The sequence below is a fragment of the Erwinia sp. V71 genome (assembly GCF_965644245.1).
Classification (GTDB): Bacteria; Pseudomonadota; Gammaproteobacteria; order Enterobacterales; family Enterobacteriaceae; genus Erwinia.
Genome location: NZ_CBFFRK010000120.1, coordinates 1 through 13,640 on the forward strand (window position 1 = coordinate 1; position 13,640 = coordinate 13,640).

Below are 13,640 nucleotides of genomic sequence, written 5' to 3' on the forward strand. Positions count from 1 at the left end.
CGGGTTCTTATGCCTTAGTTGTAAGTGTCTACCATGTCCCCGAACAAGTGTTCACTGTGTCCCCGGACCGTACACCCATTCCATGGGGGAGGGAGAATCATTACCAGCCGCTGAGAAACGAAAACAGCAGCCAGAACAGGCACACCACCACAAACGCCGTCGCGAGAAATGTCCAGATCATGCGCCCGCGCAGCAGCAGGCTGAAGACAATGCCAATCACCACCGCCACCGGCAGCAGCGCGAGGAAAAAAGGCCAGGTGTAGAGGAAGAAGAACAGCGTGTTAGAGCCGTACAGCAGGAACGGGATCGCCAGCGCAAACCAGTAGCAAACAAAGCCAATCACACCACCGGGGAATGACCAGGATGTCTCTTCCTGGTCACGTTCATCTTTACGGGCAAGCATAGGGGTAACGTTCTGCATAAGTATCCTGTTGACGCGTTGTCGGCCCGCTCTGATGGCGGTTTACTCTGCTATCTCAGGATCTGATGATATCGCGACCGCGCAGCAGGTCTAACAATTGCGCCGTCAATTTTGTTACCAATTGTTCGCCATCAAGGTGAATTTCCGCCTGCTCCGGCGCTTCATATACCGCATCAATACCAGTGAAATTACGCAGTTCGCCTGCGCGGGCTTTCTTGTACAACCCTTTCGGATCGCGCGCTTCGCAGATCGCCAGCGGCGTATCGACAAACACCTCAATAAACTGTCCGTCGCCCAGCAAATCGCGCACCATCTGGCGTTCCGCGCGGTGCGGCGAGATAAACGCAGTCAGCACCACCAGCCCGGCATCGACCATCAGTTTTGCCACTTCGCCAACACGACGAATATTCTCTTTACGGTCATCATCGCTAAAGCCCAGGTCACGGCACAGACCGTGGCGCACATTGTCGCCATCAAGCAGATAGGTGCTGACCCCAAGCTGATGCAGCGCCTGCTCCAGCGCACCTGCCACCGTGGATTTACCCGAGCCGGACAGCCCGGTAAACCACAGCACCACGCCCTGATGACCATGCTGGCTTTCGCGCTGCGCACGCGTTACCGCGTGCGCATGCCACACCACATTTTCATCGTGTGTCGCCATTATTTGCCACCCAGCAGATCGCGTGCACCCCAGTGCGGGAAGTGACGACGGATCAGTGCATTCAGTTCCAGCTCAAAGGCGCTGAATTCACCACGGTTTGCCACCGCCTCTGCCTGCGGTTCGCGGATCATGCCCGCGCCCACCGTGACATTGCTGAGACGATCAATAAAGATCATCCCGCCCGTAACCGGATTCTGCTGATAGGCATCCAGTACCATTGGCTCGTCAAAAGTGACGTCTACCAGGCCGATACCGTTCAGCGGCAGGCTTTCCGCCGCATTGTGCGTCAGGCTGTTAATCTCCACCTGATACTGGATTTTCTCAATGCGTGCGCGGGTTTTCTTACCGGCGATTTTCACATCGTAGCTCTGGCCTGGCGACAGCGGCTGCTCCGCCATCCACACCACATCCACGGAGGCACCCTGCACCGCAGTCAGATCGGCGCTGGCATCCACCAGCAGATCGCCACGGCTGATATCAATTTCATCTTTCAGTACCAGCGTCAGCGCTTCGCCTGCGCCCGCCTGCTGCAGATCGCCATCAAAGGTGACGATACGCGCAATGCTGAATTCCACGCCGGAAGGCAGCACTTTCACCCGTTGTCCCACCTGTACCGTACCGGACGCCAGCGTACCGGCATAACCGCGGAAATCGAGGTTGGGGCGATTGACATACTGCACCGGGAAACGCATCGGCTGTTGATCCACGGTACGCTGTACTTCCACCGTTTCCAGCACGTCCAGCAGCGTTGGGCCGCTGTACCAGTTCATGCTGGCGCTCGGCGACGCTACGTTCTCACCTTCCAGCGCCGACAGTGGCACAAAGCGGATATCCAGATGCTCCGGCAGCTGTTTTGCGAAATCGAGGTAATCCTGTTTGATCTGCTCGAAGATGTCCTGTTTGTACTCCACCAGATCCATTTTGTTGATCGCCACCACCAGATGCTTAATCCCCAGCAGCGTGGAGATAAAGCTGTGACGGCGGGTCTGATCCAGCACGCCTTTACGCGCATCGATCAGCAGGATCGCCAGGTCACAGGTAGATGCGCCGGTCGCCATATTACGCGTGTACTGCTCATGGCCCGGGGTGTCGGCGATAATGAATTTACGCTTCTCGGTCGAGAAGTAGCGATAGGCGACATCAATGGTGATGCCCTGCTCGCGCTCGGCCTGCAGGCCATCCACCAGCAGCGCCAGATCGAGTTTCTCGCCCTGCGTACCATGACGTTTGCTGTCGTTATGCAGCGAAGAGAGCTGATCTTCATAGATCTGGCGGGTGTCGTGCAGCAGACGGCCAATCAGCGTACTTTTACCGTCGTCCACGCTGCCGCAGGTGAGAAAACGCAGCAGGCTTTTATGCTGCTGTGCGTGCAGCCAGGCTTCAACGCCGCCCTGATCGGCAATTTGTTGTGCAATGATATTGTTCATCTGGCGGCTCCTTAGAAATAACCCTGGCGTTTCTTCAGCTCCATCGAGCCGGCCTGGTCGCGGTCAATTACGCGTCCCTGACGTTCACTGGTGGTCGATACCAGCATCTCTTCGATAATCTCCGGCAGTGTCTGTGCTTCCGACTCTACCGCGCCCGTCAGCGGCCAGCAGCCGAGGGTACGGAAACGCACCATGCGCTGCTCAATCACTTCACCAGGTTGCAGGTTAATGCGATCATCATCGATCATCATCAGCATGCCGTCGCGCTCCAGCACCGGACGCGGTGCTGCCAGATACAGCGGAACAATCTCGATATTTTCCAGGAAGATATATTGCCAGATATCCAGCTCGGTCCAGTTCGACAGCGGGAAGACACGAATGCTTTCGCCCTTGTTAATCTGGCCGTTGTAGTTGTGCCACAGTTCCGGACGCTGATTTTTTGGGTCCCAGCGATGGAAACGGTCGCGGAAGGAGTAGATACGCTCTTTGGCGCGGGATTTCTCTTCATCACGACGCGCACCACCAAAGGCGGCGTCAAAACCATACTTGTTCAGCGCCTGCTTCAGCCCTTCGGTTTTCATAATGTCAGTGTGCTTGGCGCTGCCGTGGACAAACGGGTTAATGCCCATCGCCACCCCTTCCGGGTTACGGTGCACCAGCAGCTCAGCGCCGATGTTTTTTACCGTGCGATCGCGGAATTCGTACATCTCACGGAATTTCCAGCCGGTATCAACATGCAGCAGCGGGAACGGCAGGGTTCCCGGATAGAAGGCTTTGCGCGCCAGATGCAGCATCACCGAAGAGTCTTTACCGATGGAGTACATCATCACCGGATTGGAGAACTCCGCCGCCACTTCGCGGATGATATGGATACTCTCCGCCTCCAGCTGACGCAGATGAGTAAGTCGTTTTTGATCCATGATCTTTCCTCAAGCCAAATTCACAACGGCGGATTCGCGTCCGGCCTGTTGCGCTGAATGTTGAAACCAGGCCAACTGCGCATGCAGATTGACGACTTCGCCAATCACTAACAGCGCTGGCGTTGGCGCGCGTTGCGCCAGTTCTTCGAGTTGTTGCAGTGTACCGGTCAGCACCTGCTGCTCCTGACGAGTACCACAGCCAATCACCGCCACCGGGGTGCTGGCGTCACGGCCATGGGCAATCAGTTGCTGACTGATTTCCGCTGCTTTCACCGTGCCCATATAAATCGCCAGCGTCTGCCGCTCACGCGCCAGCGCAGGCCAGTCCACACCCTCACCGCCGGTGCGGCAATGGCCGGTAATAAACATCACGCTCTGCGAATAGTCGCGGTGGGTCAGCGGAATACCGGCATACGCCGTTGCCCCCGCCGCTGCAGTAATCCCCGGCACCACCTGGAACGGGATTCCGGCCGCCTGCGCCGCCTGCAGCTCTTCTCCGCCGCGGCCAAAGATAAACGGATCGCCGCCTTTTAAGCGCACCACACGCTTACCCTGCTGCGCCAGCTCGACCAGCAGGCGGTTGGTCTCTTCCTGCGGCACCGAGTGCGCGCCCGCGCGTTTACCGACGCAGATGCGGTCTGCATCACGCCGGACTAAATCGAGAATCTCTTCACTGACCAGATGGTCATACAGCACCACGTCTGCCAGTTGCATCACCTGCAAACCGCGTAACGTCAGCAGACCGCTGTCGCCCGGCCCGGCACCGACCAGCACAATTTCACCCTGCACTTTTTCCGGGTGCACCAGTTGATCATCCAGCGTCTGTCGTGCGCCCAGCACATTACCGGCAGCCACCTGGCTGGCGAACAGGCCATTAAACGCCCGCTCCCAGAAACGGCGACGATCAGACATTTTATTGAAACGTTGCTTCACCTTGTGACGCCACTCACCGGCGATTTGCGCCATCTGACCAAGGTTAGCAGGCAGCAACGCCTCCAGCTTTTCACGCAACAAACGCGCCAGTACCGGCGCGGTGCCGCTGGAAGAGATCGCTACCACCAGCGGTGAGCGATCAACGATAGAAGGGAAAATAAAGGAGCACTTCGGCTGGTCATCCACGACATTCGCCAGCAGATGACGGCGGTTTGCCGCCTCATACACCAGCCCATTAAGCGCACTGTCATCAGTGGCGGCAATCACCAGAAACACACTGTCGAGCTGTGTTTCGACAAATTCGCTCGCCAGCCATTCAACGGCAGCAATATCCGCCAGCGCCTGCAGCTCTTCGCAGAGTTCACGCGCGACAATCTGCACGCGCGCGCCAGCACGGCGCAGCAATTCAATTTTGCGCGCCGCCACATCACCACCGCCTACCACGAGGACCGGCTTCGACTTAAGATCGGCAAATATCGGGAGATAGTCCACGTCGGCCTTACTATGCAATAACAGAAAGTTAAGGCGACTATACGTCTCCGGGTTCGGGCAGATAAATTACTAATTGGAATGAGTAGTTACCGAATGGAATAACACAACAACTAAGCTACGCACAAAATGTGCTTAACAGATGATTATTCGGGGCTTTCAGAGAGAATGAAATTGTCTGAAGGCGGTCACAGTTTCATACTAGCACAGCAAAATTTTTTCTCTGGTGCGCCACTGGATGACGCCTAAGGACACTGAAATGTTTTCCCCCCTCCGCCTGACAGCGCTGGCCGCGCTACTCAGTAGCGGTATCGCTTTACCGGTGAGCGCGGCGGATGTGGCTGTCGGAAAACAGGCCGAACAGCAGCTGCGTAATATCGCCACCTGGTTTCCTGGCCGTATGGTCGGCAGCCCGGCGGAACTGCTCACCGCTGACTACCTGCAACAGCAGTTCAGCAACATGGGTTACCAGAGCAATAAACGCGATTTTCATACCCGTTACCAGTATCACTACCAGGATGGCCACACGGCATGGAAAAACGTCACCGGCACCTCGGTGATTGCTGCACGCGAAGGCAGCGCACCACAACAGATACTGGTGGTGGCACACCTCGATACCTGGAGCCCGCGCAGTGACAGCGAGGTGGCACATAATCTCGGCGGCCTGCGCCTGCAGGGCGTCGATGACAACGCCGCCGGACTGGGGGTGATGCTCGAGCTGGCACAGCGTCTGAGCCAGACGCCCCTGCACTACGGCGTGCGCTTTGTTGCCCTGAGCGGTGAAGAGATTGGCCAGCGCGGCAGCGCCGACTACCTGGCGCGCATGTCGGAAGCCGAGAAGAAAAATACCCTGCTGGTGATTAACCTCGACAGCCTGCTGACCGGGGATACACTCTACTTCAGCAGTGGTCGTCATACCCCTGCAGCGGTCGCACGCCAGACGCGCGACCGCGCGCTGGCACTGGCGCGACGTCACGGCATTGGCGCCAGCAGCCATCAGCTGGCGAAAAACGACTATCAGGCCGACAACGCCTTTGATGCCGCCGGTTTCCCGCTGCTGGATGTCCGCGCCACCAACTGGACGCTGGGGAAAAAAGATGGCGCGCAGCAGCGCCGCACCTCCTCCCATTTCCCGCAGGGGATTAGCCGCCATCAGACCGAGCGTGATAACCTCAGTTACCTTGACCGCTGGCTGCCCGGACGCATTGCGCTGCGCAGCCGTGACAGCGTCAAAATCCTGCTGCCATTACTGAACGAACTGGCTAATCCACAGCCCCAAAAGGAGTCGTAATGTATATCGTGTCCCTGACCTACACGAACCCGATTGAAGACGTCGAAGCCCTGCTCGAAGGGCATATTGCCTGGCTGGATCGCTACTTCGCCAGCGGTGACTTTCTGTTTGCGGGACGTAAAGATCCACGCACCGGCGGCGTGATTGTGGCAAGAGAGATGGATCGCGAAACGCTGAACCAGATCGTAATGGAAGATCCGTTTGTTGCGGTCGCCAACTATGAGATCACCAAAGTCAACGTCACACGTGCAAACGAAGCACTGAATTCACTGGTAGGGATTTAAACCGGCGGCTTAAAAGAGACGCTGAAAATGATGCTGGGGTTTAAACAGGCGACTAAAAAGCCAACGCGCAGGGAACACGGGCCGGAGAGGAAAGCGTCCCACGCCAGGGATGGCGTATCAATAGCACTCAGCAATTACTGACTGGGGGTTAAACAGACGACTCCCAAAATCAAAGCGCAGGGAACACGGGCCGAAGAGGAAAGCGTCCCACGCCAGGGATGGCGTAGGCCGAGCGGTCAGGGATGACGAACAGCGACTTTCCGATCGGCACGTGTTCCCGGCGTGGTCACCGGATCAAAGACAACACCAATCAATATCACTGATGCAGATGCAGATGCAGCACAGTATTACTCATGCAACCCGCATTCACGCTTCAGACCAAAGAAGCGCGTCTCTTCTTCCGCTATGCCCGGTTCCCATTTGCGCGTGGTATGGGTATCTCCCACCGAGAGATAGCCCTGATCCCACAACGGATGGTAACTAAGACCGTTCTGCTGCAGATACTGATACACCTGACGGTTATCCCAGTCGATAATTGGCAGAAACTTAAAAATACCGCGCTTAATCGCCAGCACTGGCAAATGCGCCCGGCTGCCGGACTGATCGCGCCGTAACCCGGCAAACCAGGTGCTGGCGCCAAGCGTCTGCAACGCGCGGTTCATCGGCTCAACCTTGTTAATCTGGTTGTACTTCTCGATGCCTTCCACGCCCTGCTCCCACAGCTTGCCATAACGCGCTTCCTGCCACGCCGCCGACTGCCCGGCACGGAACACCTGCAGATTCAAATCCAGCTGCTCAGTCAGCGCGTCGATAAACTGATATGTTTCCGGAAACAGATAGCCAGTATCGGTCAGAACCACCGGAATATCCGGCTTCTGGCGCGTCACCATATGCAACAGCAACGCCGCCTGAATACCAAAACTGGAAGAGAGCACAAACTCACCCGGCAGATTCTCCAGCGCCCAGCTAATGCGATCCTGCGCCGGCAACCTATCCAGCTGATTATTCACCTGTGCCAGCGCCATCACACGCTCGACTTTCGGCATGTCATTCAGCGCAGCCAGATCGAATGCAGACATCATTGCCTCCGTTATTCCCAGAAATCACGCGCCGGATCGAGCACCGGTTTAACAATGCCTGCACGAATGGTGAAATCGCCGAAACCTTCGTCAGCTTCACGCTCCTTCGCCCAGCGGCCGACCAGTTCATCGATGCTCGCCAGAATCTCTTCTTCATTAATATTCTCGCGGAACATACGCGGAATACGCGTGCCGATACGGTTGCCACCAATATGCAGGTTGTAGCGCCCCGGCGCTTTGCCCACCAGCCCAATTTCCGCCAGCATGGCACGACCGCAGCCGTTCGGACAACCGGTAACGCGTAACACTATGTGCTCTTCACCGACACCATGCTGATTCATGATCCCTTCCACGCGGGTCACAAACTCCGGCAGGAAACGCTCCGCTTCCGCCATCGCCAGCGGACAGGTTGGGAAAGCCACACAGGCCATCGAATTCTCGCGCTGCGCCGTCACGTTCTCCATCAAACCGTGGGAACGCGCCAGCTGCTCGATCACCGCTTTCTGATCCTCCGGAACCCCGGCAACAATCAGATTCTGGTTAGCGGTCAGACGGAAATCGCCCTGATGGATCTTAGCGATCTCAGCCACACCCGATTTCAGTGGACGGTCCGGATAATCCAGCAGACGACCATTCTCCACGAACAGCGTCAGGTGCCACTTATTATCGATGCCTTTCACCCAGCCAAAGCGATCGCCACGGGTGGTAAACTCATACGGACGAATCGGCTCAAACGTGATCCCGGCGCGACGCTCCACTTCCTGCTTAAAGGTCTCCACGCCCACACGCTCCAGCGTGTATTTGGTCTTGGCGTTCTTACGGTCAGTACGGTTACCCCAGTCGCGCTGCGTCGTCACCACCGCTTCCGCCACGTCGAGGATCTTCTCTACCGGCAGATAACCAAACTCACTGGCAGTACGCGCATACGTGGCTTTATTACCGTGGTCGATAGATAAGCCACCGCCCACCAGCAGATTAAAGCCCACCAGCTTGCCCTTCTCGGCAATGGCGATAAAGTTCAGATCGTTAGCGTGCAGATCGACATCGTTATGCGGCGGCACCACCACGGTGGTTTTAAACTTACGTGGCAGATAGGTTTCGCCAAGGATTGGCTCTTTATCCGTGGTCGCAACCTTCTCCTGATCCAGCCAGATCTCGGCATAAGCACGCGTCTGCGGCAGCAGATGTTCAGAAAGCTTCTTCGCCCACTCGTACGCTTCCTGATGCAGTTCCGACTCCACCGGGTTCGACGAGCACAGCACGTTACGGTTAACGTCGTTGGCGGTCGCCAGCGCGTCCAGTCCGACTTCGTGCAACATCTGGTGCGCCGGTTTCACATTGCCTTTCAGAATGCCGTGAAACTGGAACGTCTGACGGTTGGTCAGACGCACACTGCCATAAATGGTGTTATCCGTGGCGAACTTATCAATCGCCAGCCACTGTTGCGGCGTAATAATCCCGCCCGGCAGACGGCAGCGCAGCATCATCGCATGACGCGGCTCCAGCTTCTGTTCTGCACGTTCGGCGCGGATATCACGGTCATCCTGCTGGTACATGCCGTGGAAACGGATCAGCAGGAAGTTATCACCGGTAAAACCACCGGTGAGACCATTGCTGAGATCCTCGGTAATGGTGCCACGCAGATAGTTGCTCTGCTTTTTCAGCCGCTCGGCGTCGACCAGCTTACCTTCAACGACCAGCGGTCCAGGGTGTTTTTCGCTCATTAGTACACATCTCGCTGATAACGGCGCTCAATGCGCAGCTCACTTAAAAATTCGTCAGCCGTCTCGGTGTCCATGCCACCGTGCTCGGCTACCACTTCCAGTAATGCCTGCTCAACATCCTTCGCCATTCGGTTGGCGTCGCCGCAGACGTAAAGGTGTGCGCCTTCTTTAATCCAGCTCCACACTTCCGCACCTTTCGCGCGGATTTTGTCTTGTACGTATATTTTTTGTTTCTGGTCACGTGACCAGGCTAAATCAATATTGGTCAGCAGGCCATCTTTCACATAGCGCTGCCACTCAACCTGATAAAGGAAATCGTCGGTAAAGTGCGGATTGCCAAAGAACAGCCAGTTTTTGCCGCCCGCACCTTCGTTATCACGCTGCTGCATAAAGGCGCGGAATGGTGCGATACCGGTGCCAGGTCCAATCATAATCACCGGCGTTTCCGGGTTGGCTGGCAGGCGGAAGTTATCGTTATGCTCGATAAACACGCGGATATCGCCATCCTCTTCCAGACGATCCGCCAGCCAGGTGGAGGCACCACCACCGCGCACACGGCCATCAATCTCATAACGCACTGCGCCGACGGTGATATGCACCTCGGTTTCACTCTCGGCCTGCGATGAGGCGATCGAGTAAAGACGCGGCGTCAGCGGGCGCAGCAGGCCGATCAGCTGTTCCGGGTTCAGCTCCGTTGGGGCATTACGCGCCATATCCACAATCGGCGTGCTCTGCGCATAGTGTTGCAACTGAGCTTTATCGCCCACCATTGCCAGCAGCGCCTCGTTACGCGACAAATGCGCAAACTGCTCAACGATCTGCGGTGTATTCACCGTCAGTTCGAAATGTTTCTGCAGCGCTTCCGCCAGTGGCAGCGTCGTGCCGTTAACCTCAACCGGCTCATCACCTTTCAGCCACAACAGCTCTGTCAGTTCCTGTACCAGCGCCGGATCGTTTTCATACCATACGCCCAGCGCATCGCCAGGCTGGTAGCGCAGACCGGAGTCGCCGAGATCGATTTCGATATGGCGCACGTCTTTATCTGAATCGCGACCGGTGATTTTCTGGTTTACCGCCAGTGAGGCAGTTAATGGCGCTTCTTTGCTGTACGGGCTGCTGTGAATCTCATTCACGCTGCCCGTTGCGGTTACGGCCGCCACAGCTGAGGATTCAGCGGGCACACGAGCTTTCAGGATCTCGACCAGTTGCTGACGCCAGCCCGCCGCGGCAGCGGCGTACTCGACATCGGCATCGACGCGATCCAGCAAACGTGTACCACCCAGTTCCGCCAGCTTGCCGTCAAAATCTTTGCCCGCCTGGCAGAAGAATTCATAAGAGGTATCGCCGAGGCCAAACACCGCAAAGGCGGTATCGTTCAGCTTCGGCGCTTTCTTCGACATCAGGAATTTATGCAGCGCCACCGCCTCTTCTGGCGCCTCGCCTTCACCCTGGGTGGATGTGACCACCACCAGCAGTTTTTCCTGCGCGATTTGCTTAAACTTATAGTCACCGGCATTGACCAGATTGACGTTCAGTTTCGCCGCCAGCAGGTCATCGCGCAGCTGTTCCGCCAGACGACGGGCATTGCCGGTTTGCGAAGCGGACAAAATGGTGACCGCCGGAATCTCCACCGCAGCAGGTGCACTGGCGACCACTGCGCCTGGTGCCTGATTGACCATGCCCCAAAAATAGCCAGACAACCAGGCAAGCTGGGTGGTGGAAAAGTCACCTGTCGCCGCCTGTAAACGGGCAAGCTGCTCGGGGTTGAGCGGCAGCAGAGAATTCTGGGGAGGCTGAGTCGTCATCGCGTTGAAAATTCCAGTGTCAGTGGTCCGGGACGGAATAAGTGAGGGTAGGTTACCGGGAGGCATAATAACCCTTAAATAAGGGTTAGAAATAATAAATAACCAAAATAACTAAGTGGTTTTACGGGTAAGGCTTATCGCCAAAATCGATTAATAAATATGTTTATAATCATAATGTTAATATCGACTGCTAAAGCTTTCACCCGCATCTTATCGATAAAAACGCTAAATGAGTGCGGAAAAAACGGTTTTCCGTTAGACTTCGTCGGTTTTTTGATGAGACTGAGACTGTATAACCATGGCAACCACGCTATTTAAAGATTTCCAGTTTGAAGCCGCGCACCACCTGCCGCATGTGCCGGAGGGCCATAAATGTGGTCGTCTGCACGGCCATTCGTTTCTGGTGCGCATTGAAATCACCGGCGAAGTGGATGCGTATACCGGCTGGGTAATGGATTTTGCCGACCTGAAAGCGGCGTTTAAACCGATTTATGATCGCCTCGACCACTATTATCTGAATGATATTCCTGGCCTGGAAAACCCGACCAGCGAAGTGCTGGCGGCATGGATCTGGGATCAGCTGAAACCGACACTGCCGGAACTTAGTGCAGTGATGGTGAAAGAAACCTGTACCGCGGGTTGCGTGTATAAAGGCTAAGCTGGCCTGGAGCCTTCCCCCGCGTGGCGGGGGAAGGCTCGGTACTGAAATAGCGGTTTCTCCCGGTCTGGGAAGAGAGCGAAGTCAGGCAATATTCAGGTATTTATGCGTCTGCATCGACAGACGCCAGTTGCGCGCGATGCAGGTTTCAATACACAGCTTTGTGGCATCGTCTTTCTGACTAATCGGCTGCAACGCGATAATCCGCGCCGGATCAGCATCCAGCGTCGCCAGTAAGGCATCGAGTGCGTCAATATCACGCTGACGCGCGACCGGATGCTTAATCTCATCCGCACGTTTCAGCACCTGCGCCAGCACATCATAACCACCACGCATATTCACTTTCGGCGAAACCGTCACCCAGCTGCGCTCGGAGCAGTGCACCTCATGCGTGCCGCTGGTTTCAATCTGGCAGCTGAAACCCGCCGTTTCCAGCGCGGTGGTGAGCGGCGTTAAATCATAGATGCTCGGTTCACCGCCGGTAATTACCACATGGCGCGCGGTCCAGCCCTGCTGGCGGATAGTCGCGATCAGCGCCGCTGCATCAGCATTGCCCCAGGCATCGCTCTCGACGGTTTTCACCAGAATATCGCCCAGTGATGTTTCCCGACTGGCCAGCTTATCCCAGGTATGCTTGGTGTCGCACCAGCTGCAGCCAACCGGGCATCCCTGCAAACGGATAAAAATTGCCGGGACGCCGGTGTAAAAACCTTCGCCCTGCAACGTCTGGAACATCTCATTAATCGGGTACTGCATCACTTTCTCGCTAGCGGGTGGGAATATCAGGGGCGCGATTATGCGCCAAATATCGCCGAATAAAAAGGCGCAATACCGTCAAACCCGCCGCACGAGTGTTACATAAATATATCCCGGTGCATCTGTACGATGGCCTGACGCGCCACATCATCAGCACCACTCAGGGTAAAGTGACCATAATCGAAGGCGCTCGGTTCACCATTCGATGCCAGCGCATGGCAGCGATCCTGTGGGCAGACGATGTTATACACCGAGATATAGCGTACCTGCTGCTGACTGACGAGGCGTTGCAGACGCTGGTCCATCCCTTTAATTTGCTGATCGACGGAGTGCGCCACCAGATCGGTGCGTCCGTCATGCTGATAAGCCAGCAAGTCAGGCAACGCCTCGCTGTACTCTATCGTTGGCCCCATGACCACAATATTACTGGCAACGGACTTCAGCCTGGTCAGTGTTGTCTGTAACAGTGCCATATCTTGTGGCAGCCAGCGTGCGGAGATGATCACACCATCCAGCTTATGGTGCGGTAGCCACTCGGTGTAGATGTAGTTCATCAGTTCAGTACATTTATTGCTGAACGTCTGACCGATAACCGGTTTACAGCCCGCAGCCGTCGCCTGAATCAGATTCACCTGTTCACCTGCCGCCGTGCTCAGCGAGCGCCACAGATGAGCACCATGGCTGTCCCCAATCAGTAAGTAATTTCTGCCGGTGGTTGACGTTTTCAGGCACTGCTCGCGCTGATAAGTCCCCTTGCTTGCATCGTTGCCGTCAATAAAGCAGCTGCCGGTGCGGAACTGATAATAGTATTCATCAGTACCATGATATTGCGAGAATTTCGCCAGTGTCAGTGCATCATCAGAGAAATGACCAGAATGATTTTGGTAATGGCTGACATAGAACGTACTGCAGCCCAGTATGACCAGCGCTGCCGCCGAGGCAGTGACAATGCCGCCTGAGCGCAGCGCCGACAGTTTGTAGCGGAAGGGAATTTCAATCAGATAGCGCGAAGCCACCGCCAGCCCGAAGGTCAGCGCGACAATCACCAGTTCGCGGGTGCCTGCGCTGAAATTAAAGAACATCTTGCTGTAGACAATAATCGGCCAGTGCCAGAGGTGCGTATTCCGCTCTGAACGATCACGGATTGGCATCGAAGTTCGATCACAGTTTCGCATCTCTTCGATCAGCCGGG

General features: G+C 56.1%; 13 protein-coding genes. 3 read left to right on the forward strand and 10 right to left on the reverse strand.

Going from position 1 to position 13,640, the window contains the following annotated elements:
• Window positions 1–100: 100 nt before the first annotated feature.
• From ACSZO1_RS18425 to cysG, 5 genes are read right to left on the reverse strand one after another with little or no spacing between them, the layout of a single operon-like run.
• Window positions 101–421, reverse strand: a complete 321-nt coding sequence (locus ACSZO1_RS18425) for a DUF3561 family protein (RefSeq protein WP_437615216.1) — start codon at window positions 419–421, stop codon at window positions 101–103.
• Window positions 422–476: 55 nt separating this feature from the next.
• Entirely contained in the window at window positions 477–1,082 is a 606-nt protein-coding gene (gene cysC / locus ACSZO1_RS18430) for an adenylyl-sulfate kinase (RefSeq protein ID WP_437615218.1), read from the reverse strand.
• Window positions 1,082–2,509, reverse strand: a complete 1,428-nt coding sequence (cysN, locus tag ACSZO1_RS18435) for a sulfate adenylyltransferase subunit CysN (protein WP_437615220.1) — start codon at window positions 2,507–2,509, stop codon at window positions 1,082–1,084. Before cysN ends, cysC begins: the two co-directional genes overlap by 1 nt.
• A gap of 11 nt (window positions 2,510–2,520) precedes the next feature.
• A complete protein-coding gene (gene cysD, locus ACSZO1_RS18440) occupies window positions 2,521–3,429 on the reverse strand; it encodes a sulfate adenylyltransferase subunit CysD (RefSeq protein WP_437615222.1) in 909 nt (302 codons plus the stop codon).
• Window positions 3,430–3,438: 9 nt separating this feature from the next.
• Window positions 3,439–4,854: a siroheme synthase CysG gene (cysG, locus tag ACSZO1_RS18445; RefSeq protein WP_437615224.1), complete on the reverse strand. Its 1,416-nt coding sequence runs from the start codon at window positions 4,852–4,854 to the stop codon at window positions 3,439–3,441.
• A gap of 256 nt (window positions 4,855–5,110) precedes the next feature.
• Here cysG and ACSZO1_RS18450 point away from each other — a divergent pair, with 256 nt between their 5' ends.
• Window positions 5,111–6,142, forward strand: a complete 1,032-nt coding sequence (locus ACSZO1_RS18450; protein WP_437615226.1) for an aminopeptidase — start codon at window positions 5,111–5,113, stop codon at window positions 6,140–6,142.
• The gene (locus ACSZO1_RS18455; protein ID WP_437615227.1) at window positions 6,142–6,426 is read left to right on the forward strand and encodes a YciI family protein; all 285 of its coding nucleotides are present in this window, start codon (window positions 6,142–6,144) and stop codon (window positions 6,424–6,426) included. The genes ACSZO1_RS18450 and ACSZO1_RS18455 overlap by 1 nt, the downstream gene beginning before the upstream one ends.
• 347 nt (window positions 6,427–6,773) lie before the next feature.
• Here the strand turns inward: ACSZO1_RS18455 and ACSZO1_RS18460 are convergent, their stop codons facing one another.
• The 3 genes from ACSZO1_RS18460 to cysJ are packed head-to-tail and all read right to left on the reverse strand — an operon-like array spanning window position 6,774 to window position 11,034.
• Window positions 6,774–7,505, reverse strand: coding sequence for a phosphoadenylyl-sulfate reductase (locus ACSZO1_RS18460; protein ID WP_437615229.1), 732 nt, complete (start codon window positions 7,503–7,505; stop codon window positions 6,774–6,776).
• Window positions 7,506–7,516: 11 nt separating this feature from the next.
• Window positions 7,517–9,229 carry an assimilatory sulfite reductase (NADPH) hemoprotein subunit gene (gene cysI, locus ACSZO1_RS18465; protein WP_437615231.1) on the reverse strand — a complete coding sequence of 571 codons (1,713 nt, stop codon included), beginning with the start codon at window positions 9,227–9,229 and terminating at the stop codon, window positions 7,517–7,519.
• The gene (cysJ, locus tag ACSZO1_RS18470; protein WP_437615233.1) at window positions 9,229–11,034 is read right to left on the reverse strand and encodes an NADPH-dependent assimilatory sulfite reductase flavoprotein subunit; all 1,806 of its coding nucleotides are present in this window, start codon (window positions 11,032–11,034) and stop codon (window positions 9,229–9,231) included. Before cysJ ends, cysI begins: the two co-directional genes overlap by 1 nt.
• A gap of 298 nt (window positions 11,035–11,332) precedes the next feature.
• Here cysJ and queD point away from each other — a divergent pair, with 298 nt between their 5' ends.
• Window positions 11,333–11,692: a 6-carboxytetrahydropterin synthase QueD gene (gene queD, locus ACSZO1_RS18475; RefSeq protein WP_437615235.1), complete on the forward strand. Its 360-nt coding sequence runs from the start codon at window positions 11,333–11,335 to the stop codon at window positions 11,690–11,692.
• A gap of 84 nt (window positions 11,693–11,776) precedes the next feature.
• Here queD and queE read toward each other — a convergent pair whose 3' ends face one another.
• Entirely contained in the window at window positions 11,777–12,448 is a 672-nt protein-coding gene (gene queE, locus ACSZO1_RS18480) for a 7-carboxy-7-deazaguanine synthase QueE (RefSeq protein WP_437615237.1), read from the reverse strand.
• Between the two features lie 98 nt (window positions 12,449–12,546).
• Window positions 12,547–13,599, reverse strand: a complete 1,053-nt coding sequence (locus ACSZO1_RS18485) for an SGNH hydrolase domain-containing protein (protein ID WP_437615239.1) — start codon at window positions 13,597–13,599, stop codon at window positions 12,547–12,549.
• Between the last annotated feature and the right edge of the window lie 41 nt (window positions 13,600–13,640).

Bases quoted from the DNA above. Each gene is read 5' to 3' on its own strand.
- ACSZO1_RS18425 (WP_437615216.1), bottom strand. From the start codon at position 421: ATGCAGAACGTTACCCCTATGCTTGCCCGTAAAGATGAACGTGACCAG.
- queE (WP_437615237.1), bottom strand. From the start codon at position 12,448: ATGCAGTACCCGATTAATGAGATGTTCCAGACGTTGCAGGGCGAAGGT.
- cysJ (WP_437615233.1), bottom strand. From the start codon at position 11,034: ATGACGACTCAGCCTCCCCAGAATTCTCTGCTGCCGCTCAACCCCGAG.
- cysC (WP_437615218.1), bottom strand. From the start codon at position 1,082: ATGGCGACACACGATGAAAATGTGGTGTGGCATGCGCACGCGGTAACG.
- queD (WP_437615235.1), top strand. From the start codon at position 11,333: ATGGCAACCACGCTATTTAAAGATTTCCAGTTTGAAGCCGCGCACCAC.
- ACSZO1_RS18485 (WP_437615239.1), bottom strand. From the start codon at position 13,599: ATGCCAATCCGTGATCGTTCAGAGCGGAATACGCACCTCTGGCACTGG.
- cysD (WP_437615222.1), bottom strand. From the start codon at position 3,429: ATGGATCAAAAACGACTTACTCATCTGCGTCAGCTGGAGGCGGAGAGT.
- ACSZO1_RS18460 (WP_437615229.1), bottom strand. From the start codon at position 7,505: ATGTCTGCATTCGATCTGGCTGCGCTGAATGACATGCCGAAAGTCGAG.
- cysI (WP_437615231.1), bottom strand. From the start codon at position 9,229: ATGAGCGAAAAACACCCTGGACCGCTGGTCGTTGAAGGTAAGCTGGTC.
- ACSZO1_RS18455 (WP_437615227.1), top strand. From the start codon at position 6,142: ATGTATATCGTGTCCCTGACCTACACGAACCCGATTGAAGACGTCGAA.
- cysN (WP_437615220.1), bottom strand. From the start codon at position 2,509: ATGAACAATATCATTGCACAACAAATTGCCGATCAGGGCGGCGTTGAA.
- ACSZO1_RS18450 (WP_437615226.1), top strand. From the start codon at position 5,111: ATGTTTTCCCCCCTCCGCCTGACAGCGCTGGCCGCGCTACTCAGTAGC.